The following is a 12,565-nucleotide window of genomic DNA, read 5'->3' on the forward strand; positions in this document are numbered from 1 at the left end:
CGGGACAAGCCGGCGCGGGCGGTGGCGGCCGACGCGCTGCCCGGCCGGACGAGCTCAGAAGGGACTGGGCACGACATTGCCGTCCTCGTCGTAGAACGTGGTCCGCTCAAGCACTCCGGGTCTGCTGTGAATCAGGTACATCTCCCAGTCGGTGACGCCGGGAGCCCGCTCCCAGTTCACGGCGTAGGGCGGGATCTTTCCGTCCTTGTCGAAGGGAAAGGTCCGCACGCCCTCCTCGTAGGCCTTGCCGCGGGCCAGCACGTTGGGGTAATCCGTCTTGCTCATGTCCTTCAGCCAGACGTGGATTCGGTAGTTCGGCGAATCCAGTCGGCCGATGAGCTCCCGCCCCAGCTCGGACTTCTTGAAGTCCATCAGATGCTCGTAATTGTGCCGGTCGGCAAATTTCTGGACCCGGCCGCCGAGGCCGAGCGCGAGGTTGCGCTGCTCCTGGGGCATCTGCGGCCCGGAAGGCGCGTCGACCGGCTTCACGTCGGTGATGAGAACCTTCTTGCCATCGACGACGGCAACAGCTCTCCCGCCGCCGTTGATGGCTTCGTCGAACGCCTTCTGCCCCGCTGTCGGCGGCTGCGCCGGGTCGCGGCGATACACCGCTCGGTAGGTTCCGTCGTCCTTTTTGATCAGCCCGTCGAAGACCCGTGTCGGCTGAAGCGTTCCCGTGCTGTCGGCGGCCACCTTGGGCACGGTGCCGGGGGACAGCACGGCTTCGACCGGCCGACTGTCGATCTTGGCGTCGTGGAGATCGGCGTACCGGTCGAGCGGCTTGTTCCTCGCGGCACCGGAGGCACTGTCGCCGCCGTCGGGCCGGGCCCGCGGAGTCGCAGGACGGGCCCGGTCGCCGCCGTACCCCTGTCCGGCGCTCGCGGGCGGCAGGGCGAGCAGTCCCAGGGAGGCGGTCGCCATCTGCAGAACCAGCTGCCTGCGGGTGTTCCGCAGCGTGCCGCGTTTGGTTTCCAACGCCTCTTTCCGGGCGTCCAGCTTTTTCTGCTCCGCCTTGATCGCATCGCCCTGGTCCGCGATTCTGTTGGCTTTCTTCTTGAGCCGCCGCTGTTCGGAGTTGAGCGACCTGGCCTCGGCGTTGAGTGCGTCGGCGACGGCCGATGGCGCACCGTTGGGGTACTGGGCGACACGGGCGTTGTGCTTGTCGATCTGCCCGTCGTTGACATCGAGGGCGGCGAGAACCGCATGCGACTCTTTGTTGTATGCCCTGGTCCGTCTGTCCAGCGCGACCTGTTTGTCTTCGAGACTCTTCCGGCTGGGCAGATCCGCCAGTTTCCGGTTGAACAACGCGATCTGCGCGTTGAGCGCAGGGGGGTAGTTGCCACTCGGGGCGACCGGCTCGATCGCGGCCCGGCCTGCCGCGGGAGCACCGTCCTCGGCATTGGCCGGCACCGCGGCGACGAGTATCGCCAGAACTGCCGCCAGGGCCATCGCCCGAATGCGTCGCATCGGATTCGTCACTTCACACGCCCCGCCATCCGGTCGGCGAGCGTCCGTGCGGCCGACCGGCCGTCGCCGGCCTGGCAGACCGCGGTCTGAAGGACGGTCGAGGCCTTCAGCCGCGCCTCCCGGTAGCAGGCCCAGCCCCCACCCTGATCCTGGGTGGCCGTCCATGCCAGCGCACCGGCCGCGGTGCTGTCGACCTGGTAGGCCCACCTCGATGTCTCGCCCCCGGGAGCCTTCCGCACCGCGTTCGTGCAGGCGTTGATGCCGTCGGTGAGGGCGTCGAAGACTTCGCCGGCCCGGGCACCTGTGGCGTATCGGCCCACGGTCTGGGTCACGGTGTGCTCCGCGACGGTGTCGGAGTCCTGATGGACCACCGAGAGGAAGGCCGTCCATCCGCGCTGGTAGACGACAGTGGTCGCCGGGCCGACCGCTACCGAGCATCCGGGCGGATCGGCCTGCGTCGAGGGGGCCGGCTCACTCACACGGGTTTCGGTGTTCAGGGTCGTGCCGACAGCTCCGCTGACTTCCCGGGAGGTGAGCACAGTCGCCTGGACCGTCCCCGCGACCACGCGCGGCCCGTCGTCCGCGGACCACCTCCACCACACCACACTGCCGACGAGCACGACCAGGACGAGTGCGGCGAGGACGAGTGCGCGACGACGCCTGGTCCGAATACCGGCCGGCGGCGGAGCCGGCTGAGCGCCCTGGGCCCCGGCATGGTCGGGTTCAGCCTCATGGGTCATTCGAACCTCCTGAGCTCCTCGGGTTTCGGACTGCCCGGCGGTGACACCGGGGGCCGTGCGGAAAGCCGGGCGCAGTTGGTTGTCACCCTCGGGGCGGGCCTTCAACCCTCACTTGACGCTTTATTACAACTCCCTTGATTCTGTTCAGATTTGACGCACATTCAGCACATACGGGGAAGGGGGCACGACCCGGTGGTCGCGCCCCCTTCCCCGTACCGTTGTGCCCGCGTTCAGTGCCCCCTGGCCCGCAGGACCTCGCGCAGGCGGGCCGCGAACGCCGTGGGGTGGGTCTTGAGCCCGACGTGCCCGCCGGGGAACTCCTCGACGGGGACGCCGATCCGGTCGGCGAGACCGTGCGTGCACCGGTAGGACCAGTTGCGCTCGGAGGCGATGCCCGTGGCCGGCACCAGACGGTCCTTCTCGGCCCGTACGACGTCCAGCCCGGCCTCGTCCAGCTGGACGGTGCTGTAGGCGGGCATCTCGTGCGTGATGAAGAAGTCGATGTTGGCCAGCTGTTCGTCGGTCATGGGCGACAGCTGGGCGCCCGGCTCGAATTCCAGGTTGCCGTAGTCGATGTCGTTGAACGCCGCCCAGCGGGACATGGCGGCGCCGAAGCCCTCCTTCTTGTACGTCTCGTGCGCCGTCAGCACGACCTGCGCGGCCTCCGCCCTCTCCTCCTCGGTCAGGAACAGGAACTCGGAGGGCTCGTGCGCCACCAGGGTGTCCACCAGCTGCGGGTGGCGGGCCAGCAGGTGCAGCCCGACCTGGGCCCCCAGGCTGGTGCCGAAGATCAGCGCGGGTTCGTCGGCCAGCGACTTCAGCAGCAGGGCCAGGTCGTCGGCGTGGGTTCCCGGTGTCAGGGGCGGCATCGGGTCGCCCGCGGGGCTGTCCGACATGCCGCGGCGGTCGTAGGTCACCACCGTGTAGGAGTCCGTGAGGCGGTCGACGAGGCCGGGGATGCGCCTGGCGTCCCCGCCGGCGCCGTCCATGGCGAACAGCAGGGGGCCGGTGCCCTGCATCACGTAGTGGAGATCGGTGCCGGGGGCGGGCACGGTGCCGGTTGTCACCATTGCGGAACTTCCTTGATCGTCACGACGCCGGCCGAGCTGATCCAGCCGGGGCCTTGGGAGAGCAGCAGGACGTGATCCCCGGGCGACACCTCACCGGTGCGTGCCAGGTGATCGAGAGAGATGATCAGGTCGGCGGCGCCGACATGACCCACGGTGCGGCCGAAGTCCCAGCTGGAACGGGACATGGGCAGGCCCAGGGGGCCCATGATCGAGTACTCGATCATGCGGCCGTCCTGGTTGATGGGGACGACCTTGGCGATGTCGGAGGCGTTGAGGTCGGCGTCGACCAGCGAGCGCTGGACGATCGAGAGGTCGAACTCGCTGATCCGCTCGACCGTTTCGGCGAGCGACATCTCCCGTTCGTTGAACAGCGCGGCCCGTTCGGCGACCGCGACCTCCCGGCCGGACCCGTCCCGCGGCGGCAGCAGCGGCTCGTCGCCGCGGTGCCACCGCTCCAGTTCGGGCAGCGTCCCGGAGTTGAGCGACCGGATCTCGGCGAAGCCGCTGTCGCGGGTGACGACGGCCGCGGCCGCACCGTCGGCGAGGATGTACGAGTCGCCGAAGCCGCGCCAGCGGTCGATGAGCGGGGTGGCGAAGTTCTGCCCCGTGGTCAGCAGCGCGGTCTCCACCTCGGCCGCGCCGGTCATCTGGCCGATCACGACGTCGAGCGCCGCCAGCATTCCGTTGCAGCCCTGCCGGATGTGCAGCGAGGGGATGTTGCCGGTGCCGAGTTCCCGCAGGATGTACGCGGGCGGGTAGGAACCGTCGGGGCCCTGGTGGTAGACGCCGCTGTGGACATGGGACTCGATGTCCTCGATGTCGAGGCCGGAACGCTCCATCGCGCGGCCGGCGGCGATCACCGCCATCTCCAGCGCGGAGATGCCGTCGGCGACGTGCGTGCCGGTCAGCCCGCTCGCCTTGTACACCTCCTCGTCGTAGCGGCCCTCGGCCACGGCCTCCTCGGTGTTCACCCGGTCGGGCAGGTACACCCCGACCGAGTTGATGAACACGCCTTCTGTTCTCACGGCCACGTCTCCTTTCCTGTTCGTGACGGGTGCGGCCCCGGCCGGGCCGGGGCCGCACCCGCTCAGCGGCCGAGAAGCTGCTGCTTGATGTGCTGGGCGAGTTCGGTACTGGTGGGGTGGTCGAACACCACGCCCGGGGGCATCCGCAGTGCGGTGACCCCGTTGAGCGAGTTGCGCAGGGCCAGCGCCGACAGGGAGTCGAAGCCGAGGTCGCGGAACTTGCGGTCCGGGTCGATGGCTCCGGGTGAGCCGTGACCCAGCGCGGCGGCGGTGTGGTCGAGGACGAGGGTCAGCAGGAGCCGCTCGCGCTCCGCCTCGTCCGCCCCGATCAGCCGCTGCTTGAACGTGGTGCCCCGGCCCGCGTCGTCCTGCTTGACGATGCGGCGACCCGATGTGCGGACGAGGCCGCGCCACAGGGGCGGCAGGCTTCCGGTCGCGGCCTTCGCGGCCAGGTTCTCGAAGTCCGGCACGGCGACCATGACGGCCGCCTCGTCCAGCCGCCGCAGGCCGTCGAACAGCTCCGGGTCCCGCACGTCCGCGGCGATCCCGGCCGAGACCACGGACACCCCGGCCGCCCGGCGTTCGCGCGCCCACTCGTCCAGCCAGGCTCCGACGGCCGCGTCGGCGGCGCGGCCCGCGCCGTCCACGGTGCCGGCGGACGAGGACAGCAGGACGAACCGCGGCGCTTCGGCCAGGTCGTCGGTCGCCGAGTGCAGCGCCCGGACGGCCGCGGCTTCCGCGTCCAGCGTTTCGGTCAGCCGCTCCGGCGTCAGCTCGGCGACCGGCGTCTCTCCGGCGGCACCCGGTGTGCCGGCCAGGTGGAGGACCGTGCGCAGCGGACGGTCGGCGGGCAGGTCCTGTATCAGTGCCCTCAGCGCCTGCGGGTCGGTGACATCGCATGCGGCGAACGCGGCCCGGGCACCGGCCCCGATGAGCTCGGCCACCAGTTCCCCGGCTTCCGCCGCGGTGCTGTCGGGTCCGACGAGCAGCAGGTCGCGTACGCCGTGCCGAGTCACGAGGTGCCGGGCGAGCAGACCGCCCAGGTGTCCCGCTCCCCCGGTGACCAGGGTCGTCCCCGTCGTGTCGGTACGGGCGGCGGGCGCCTCGTCCGGCGGTCCGGCCTGAGCCAGCCTCGGCACCCGGACGGTGCTGCGGCGCAGCGCCATCCGGTCCTCGTCGGTCGCGAGCCCCTTGACCAGGGCACGCCAGGAGGCCTTACTGCCGTCGGTGTCCACCAGTACGAACCGGCCCGGCGCCTCGTCCTGGGCGGAGCCGATCAGCCCCCGGACGGCGGCCGCCGCGGGGGCGCCGCCCTCGGACGTGGTCGCGCCACGGGTGAGGAAGACCAGCCGGGAAGCGGCGAACCTGTTGTCCGCGAGCCAGGTGCGGGCCCACAGGAACGCGTCCTGGACGGACCGGCGTACGGACGCCGCCGTGCCGTCCTCGTCCGGGTCGCAGGTGACCACGACGACGTCGGGGGACGGTACGCCCTCGGCCTCGATCCCGGCCGCCAGGGCGTCCAGGTCCGGGTACGCCTCGGCATACACGCCCGCGGCCATCAGCCCGGAGCGCGCCCTGAACGGGTCCTCGCCCACGACGGCCCAGGTCCTGGGCTCGTACACGGCACGCGATGCCCGCCCCGTCTCGGTCCACCGCACCCGGTACAGGCCGCCGCGCTGTGCGACCCCGGACCGCTCGATCCGTTCCGCGGAGCAGGGCCGCAGTGCCAGGCTGTCGACGGTGGCCACCGGGGCCCCGTCGTCGTCCGCGACGGCGAGCGACAGGTTCTCCAGGTCCTGGCCCGTGATGCGGACACGCAGTGCACGGGCGCCGATCGCGTGAAGGGTGACTCCGCGCCAGTGGTGCGGGAACAGCGCGGACCGCTCCGCGATCGGCGGGGCGTCGATGCCCGGCGAGGGGTCGATGCCCGGCGAGGCGTCCATGAGCGTCGCGAGCCCGAATGCCGCTTCCAGCAGGGCCGGTTGGATGCCGAAGCCGTCCGCCCCAGTCCGCTCCTCCTCGTCGAGGGCGATTTCCGCGTACAGCTCCCCGTCCCGCTGCCAGGCCGCCCGCACCCCGTCGATGCCGGTGGTGTCCACGCCGGAGGCGTCGAGCGGCGGCCAGACCTCCAGGTCCCAGGAGGGCGATTCGCCCTCGGCATCGAGCACGGCGTCGGCGTGGCCGGTCCACGGCGTGCCGGGGGCCCTGCCCTCCTGGCGGGAGTGGACGGACACCGCACGCCGGCCGTCCTCGTCGGGCTCTCCCACTTCGACGCGGAGCTGGACGCCGCCCTTCTCCGGTACGACCAGGGGCTCGCGGAGGGTGAGTTCGTCGACCCGTCCGCAGCCCGTCTCGTCGGCGACGTACAGGACGAGGTCGGCGAGGGCGGTGCCGGGCAGCAGGACCGTCCCGGCGACCGCGTGATCCGCGAGCCACGGGTGTGTGGACCGCGTCAGCCGTCCGGTGAACAGCAGCGACTGCGATCCGGGGAGCTCGACGGCCGGTCCCAGGATCGGGTGTCCGGCCGCGGCCGTTCCCAGATCGGACACGGCTGCGGTCTCGCTGTGCGTGGAGTTGAGCCAGTACCGACTGTGCTGGAAGGCATACGTGGGCAGGCCGGTGGGCCGGCGTGTCTCGGGCAGTACCCGTCCCCAGTCGACATCCAGTCCGTGCGTCCACGCCTGGCCCAGGGAGTTCAGGAAGCGGTCCAGACCGCCCTCGTCACGGCGCAGGGACGGTATCGCGGTGACGGCGGGTGAGGCGTCGGCCGCCTCGAACGTCTCCTGGAGCCCGATCGTCAGGACCGGGTGGGCGCTGCATTCCACGAACGCGGTGAACCCGTCCGCCAACAGCGACCGGATCGCACTCTCGAACTCCACCGTCCCCCGAAGATTGCGATACCAGTACCCACCATCCAGCCCCGCACCGTCCACGATCTCGCCGGTCACCGTGGAATACAGCGGAACAACCGGAGTACGAGGCGTGACCGGGGCCAGGATGCGGGCGAGTTCCTCCTCGATCGCCTCCACATGCGGGGAGTGCGAGGCATAGTCCACCGGCACCCGCCGGCACCGCACCCCCTCCACCTCCAGAACCCCCACCAACTCATCCAGAGCACCGGAGGAGCCCGAGACCACCGTCGAGGACGGGCCGTTGACCGCGGCCACCGCCACCTCACCCGGCCACCGCCCCAGATACTCACGCACCCGATCCGCACCCAGAGCAACCGACACCATCCCGCCCCGACCCGCCAGCACCACAATCGCCCGACTCCGCAACGCCACCACCAAAGCCCCGTCCTCCAACGACAGAGCCCCGGCCACCACCGCCGCCGCGATCTCACCCTGCGAATGCCCCACCACCGCGTCCGGAACGACCCCGAACGACTGCCACAACCCCGCAAGCGACACCATCACCGCCCACAGAGCCGGCTGTACCACATCCACCCGCTCCAGGAGTCCAGCACCCTCCTCGGTGAGCAGGACGTCCAGCAGATCCCACTCCACGAACGGCTCCAGCGCCCGCGCACACTCCTCCAACCGCGCCCGGAACACCGGAGAATCCGCATACAGACCCGCAGCCATACCAATCCACTGCGAACCCTGACCTGGGAAGACGAACACCGTCCGCCCCGGCGCAACCGACCGCGACTCCCCGTTCTCCGCCACCGCCTCCAGACCCCGCAACAACTCGTCACGGTCCATGCCGACGACAACCGCCCGGTGATCAAAAGCAGTACGGGCATGCACCAACGCAGAACCGACCGCGACCGGATCCACATCCGGCCGGACATCAACAAAACCGGCCAGCCTCACGGCCTGCTCACGCAACGCCGCACCACTCCGGGCCGACAACACCCACGGCACCGCACCAGCCAGACCGACAGGCACAGCCTCATTCGGCTCGCCGTCCGCCTCCACCGGCGCCTGCTCCAGAATCAGATGCGCATTCGTACCGGAGATACCGAAGGCCGATACGGCTGCCCGGCGCGGACGGTTCAGTTCCGGCCAGGACTGGGGCTCGGTGAGCAGTTGTACGGCCCCCGACTCCCAGTCCACGTGCGGTGTCGGTTCGTCGACGTGCAGGGTCTGCGGGAGTACGCCCTGCCGCATCGAAACGATCATCTTGATCACCCCGGCGACGCCGGCGGCGGCCATGGTGTGGCCGATGTTCGACTTCAACGAGCCCAGCCACAACGGCTGTTCAGCCGTGTGCTCCTGCCCGTACGTGGCCAGCAACGCCTGCGCCTCGATCGGATCACCCAACTTGGTCCCGGTACCGTGCGCCTCCACGACGTCCACGTCCGCACCCGTCAGACCCGCGTTCGCCAGCGCCTGACGGATCACCCGCTGCTGCGACGGACCATTCGGAGCCGTCAGCCCATTCGACGCACCGTCCTGATTGACCGCACTCCCCCGCACCACCGCCAGGACCTCGTGACCGTTGCGCCGCGCGTCCGACAACCGCTCCAGCAGCAGTACGCCCACCGCCTCGCCCCAGGCGGTGCCGTCCGCGCCCGCGGCGAACGCCTTGATGCGGCCGTCCGTGGCGAGCCCGCGCTGCCGGCTGAACTCGGTGAAGAAACCCGGCGTCGGCATGACCGACACACCGCCAGCCACCGCGAGCGAACACTCGCCGCCACGCAGCGCCTGAGCCGCCTGGTGAAGTGCGACCAGCGACGACGAGCACGCCGTGTCGATGGTGATCGCGGGCCCCTCCAGACCGAGGAAGTACGCCAGCCGTCCGGAGAGGACACTGGTCGTCTTCCCGGTCAGCATCAGGCCGTCCACCCCTTCCGACGCCTCGTGCATGGGCGAGCCGTACTCCTGGAACAGCGCGCCGATGAAGACACCGGCCTGGCTGCCCTCCAGGGACCGCGGACGGATGCCCGCCCTCTCGAACGCCTCCCAGGCGGTCTCCAGGAGCAGCCGCTGCTGCGGGTCCATGGCGAGCGCCTCGCGCGGGCTGATCCCGAAGAACTCCTCGTCGAACCGTGCCGCGTCGTACAGGAAGGAGCCCTTGGTGACATAGCTCCTGTTCGACCGGTCGGGGTCGGCGTCGTGCAGGGAGTCGAGTTCCCAGCCCCGGTCCGTCGGCAGGTCCGCGACGGTGTCCCGGCCGGAGGAGAGGAGCTCCCACAGCCCTTCCGGCGTCGATACGTCGCCGGGCAGTCGGCAGCCGAGGCCGATGACGACGACGGGGTCGTCGGTCGGGTCCACGGCGGCCGGGACCGGCGTCCGGGCAGGTGCGGCGGCGATGGCGTCCGCGTCGTCGCACAGCTCGCCGCGCAGGTAAGCCACCATCGCCGTGGGAGTCGGATGGTCGAATACGGCCGTTGCCGACAGCCGCAGCCGTGTCGACGCGTTGAGCCGGTTGCGCAGTTCGACCGAGGACAGCGAGTCGAAGCCGAGCGTCTTGAACTTGCTGTCGGCGCGGATCGCGTCGGGTGCGGAGTGCCCCAGAACGGCCGCGGCGTGGCCGCGCACCATGTCGAGGAGCGCCTTGTCCAGTTCAGCTCCGGAGAGATGGGCGAACGGGTGCGAGGCCCCGTCGGTGGTGACACTCGTGGCCACGGCGCGACGGGTACGGGTGCGGACGAGTCCGCCGAGTACGGCGGCGAGCGAGCCGGAGTCGGCCTGCGCGCGCAACCGTGCGCTGTCGAGGCGCGCGGGCACGAGGGCCGCGTCGGTTGTGGCGATCGCCGCGTCGAAGAGCGCGAGCCCCTCGTCGGTCGCGAGCGGGACCAGTCCGGTGCGGGCCATCCGGGCGATGTCCACGTCGTCGAGGTCGCCGGTCAGTTCGCTGCGCTGGTCCCAGAAGCCCCAGGCGAGCGAGGTGGCTTCGCGTCCCTCGGCGCGGCGGCACTGGGCCAGTGCGTCCAGGTAGACGTTCGCGGCCGCGTAGTTCCCCTGGCCGGCGCCGCCGATCGCTCCCATCACGGAGGAGAAGAGGACGAAGGCGGCGAGGTCGAGGTGGCGGGTGAGTTCGTGTAGATGCCAGGCCGCGTCCGCCTTGGGACGCAGCACCGCGTCCACCCGCTCCGCCGTCAACGCCGTCACCGTACCGTCGTCCAGCACCCCCGCCGTATGCACCACCGCCGTCAACGGATGCTCCACCGGAACCGACGCCAGCAACCCCGCCAACGCCTCCCGATCACCCACATCACACCCCACCACACGAACCCGGGCACCCAGCTCACCCAACTCCGCGACAAGCTCCCCCACACCACCGGCACCAGCACCCCGCCGACTCACCAACAACAGATGACGCACCCCGTACTCACGCACCACATGACGCGCGAACAGAGCACCCAACGTCCCCGTACCACCCGTGATCAGAACCGTCCCCTCGGGGTTCCACATCGGGGGCATCGTAAGGACGAGCTTGCCGATGTTCTGTGCCTGGCTCAGGAAGCGGAACGCCTCCGGTGCCCGGCGTACGTCCCAGGTGCGGATCGGCGAGTGCCGCAGCGCGCCCTGCTCGAACAGCTCGACGATCTCGGTGAGCATCCGCCGGAACAGGTCGGGGTCCTCCTGCGCGACCGTCACCAGGTCGAACGCCTGGTAGTCGACCCCCGGGTGGGCGGCGGCGACTTCCCGCGGCTCGCGGATGTCGGTCTTGCCCATTTCGATGAAACGTCCGCCGTGCGGTTGCAGCCGCAGTGAGGCGTCCACGAACTCTCGGGCCAGACAGTCCAGGACGACGTCCACGCCGCGTCCCTCGGTGGCCTCCAGGAACTGCGGTTCGAAGTCCAGGGTCCGGGACGACGCGATGTGGGTGCCGTCGAGGCCTGCGGCGCGCAGCGCGTCCCACTTTCCGGGGCTCGCGGTGCCGTACACCTCTGCGCCCAGATGGCGGGCGAGCTGGAGGGCGGCCAGCCCGACGCCACCGGCGGCAGCGTGCAGCAGCAGGGTCTCGCCCGGCTGGATGCGGGCCAGTTCCACCAGGGCGTAGTACGCCGTTCCGTACACGATCGGGATGGCGGCCGCCTCCGCGAACGACCAGTGGTCGGGGATGCGCACGACCAGCCGGTGACTGACCACGGTGAGCGGGCCGAACGCGTCGGGCAGCATGCCCATGACCCGGTCGCCGGCCTTCAGCCCGGTCACCGCCGAGCCGACCTCGGTGATCACGCCGGAGCCTTCGATGCCGAGGGATCCGTCGCCGGGCAGGAGACCGAGCGTGAACACGACGTCGCGGAAGTTCAGACCCGCGGCGCGGACCGCGACACGGATCTCGTCCGGCCCGAGCGGGGCGGAGGCGGACTCGTTGGTCACCAGGGTCAGGCCTTCGAGCGTGCCCTGCGTGGCCGCGTCGAGGCGCCACGGTGTGCCCGGAGCCGCGACCGGCGGTGTCAGGGTGTCCGCCCGGTTCGCCGCGCGGGTCAGCCGCGGCACGAGGAACTGCCCCGCGCGCAGAGCGAGTTGCTGCTCGTCCGAGGCGAGAGCGGCGGGCAGCGCGGTGACGGAGCGCTCGTCGTCGTCCATGTCGACCAGGGCGAAACGGCCGGGGTTCTCCGTCTGTGCGGTGCGCAGCAGCCCCCAGACCGGCGCATATGCGGGGCCGGCCGGGCTCTCGTCCGGGGTGGTGGTGATCGCTCCACGTGTCACGACGGTGAGCCGGGCCGTGCCGAACCGCTCGTCGGACAGCCACGCCTGGACCGCTTCCAGGGCCCGGTGGGTGGCGGTGTGCGCGGCGGACGCGCTGTACGTGTCGTCGGCGCCGTCCGGGTTCGCGTGCAGGAAGACGATCGCGTCGGGGGCCTCGGTGCCGTCGTCGGACAGGGCGTCCGCGAGGGCGGCGAAGTCCACGTACGGCTCGGCCGGTGTGCGTTCCAGCGCGGAACCCGAACCGGCGGTGTCCGCTCCGACCTGTACGGTGCGTCGGCCCGTAGCAGTGTTCCGCGTGGGTTCCTGGGCGACACCGACACCGACACCGGCGCCGGCATCGGTCCACTCCATCCGGAAGAGCGCGTCGTCGATGCCGTGGGAGCCGCCGCGACCCAGCTGTGCGGGGTCGACGGGACGCAGGGCGAGGGAGTCGACGGAGACGACCGGGCGCCCTTCGTCGTCGGACAGCTCCAACGACACGCCCCCCTCGCCCGCCGGAACCATCCGCACCCGAGCCGCCACCGCGCCCGTCGCATGCAACCGCACACCCGACCACACGAACGGCAACCTCGGAGCCACCAGCCCCGAACCGTCCCCGGGCAACAACCCCGCATGCAACGCCGCATCCAGCAACGCCGGATGCACCCCGAACG

5 protein-coding genes are annotated in these 12,565 nt (G+C 70.9%); all 5 read right to left on the reverse strand.

Going from position 1 to position 12,565, the window contains the following annotated elements:
* Positions 1-54: 54 nt before the first annotated feature.
* The 5 genes from AADR41_RS26560 to AADR41_RS26580 all read right to left on the reverse strand — a co-directional run bounded on the left by AADR41_RS26560 (position 55) and on the right by AADR41_RS26580 (position 12,557).
* Positions 55-1,479, reverse strand: coding sequence for a hypothetical protein (locus tag AADR41_RS26560; protein ID WP_342283924.1), 1,425 nt, complete (start codon positions 1,477-1,479; stop codon positions 55-57).
* Positions 1,476-2,207, reverse strand: coding sequence for a sensor domain-containing protein (locus AADR41_RS26565; RefSeq protein ID WP_342283925.1), 732 nt, complete (start codon positions 2,205-2,207; stop codon positions 1,476-1,478). Before AADR41_RS26565 ends, AADR41_RS26560 begins: the two co-directional genes overlap by 4 nt.
* A 230-nt stretch (positions 2,208-2,437) precedes the next feature.
* On the reverse strand, positions 2,438-3,277 hold the full coding sequence (locus AADR41_RS26570) for an alpha/beta fold hydrolase (RefSeq protein ID WP_342283926.1): 840 nt from the start codon (positions 3,275-3,277) through the stop codon (positions 2,438-2,440).
* Positions 3,271-4,302 carry a ketoacyl-ACP synthase III family protein gene (locus tag AADR41_RS26575; protein ID WP_342283927.1) on the reverse strand — a complete coding sequence of 344 codons (1,032 nt, stop codon included), beginning with the start codon at positions 4,300-4,302 and terminating at the stop codon, positions 3,271-3,273. The genes AADR41_RS26570 and AADR41_RS26575 overlap by 7 nt, the downstream gene beginning before the upstream one ends.
* A 62-nt stretch (positions 4,303-4,364) precedes the next feature.
* Complete coding sequence (locus tag AADR41_RS26580; RefSeq protein ID WP_342283928.1) at positions 4,365-12,557, reverse strand: SDR family NAD(P)-dependent oxidoreductase; 8,193 nt, start codon at positions 12,555-12,557, stop codon at positions 4,365-4,367.
* Between the last annotated feature and the right edge of the window lie 8 nt (positions 12,558-12,565).

It is taken from the genome of Streptomyces sp. CLV115, assembly GCF_038448545.1.
Taxonomy (GTDB): domain Bacteria; phylum Actinomycetota; class Actinomycetes; order Streptomycetales; family Streptomycetaceae; genus Streptomyces; species Streptomyces sanglieri.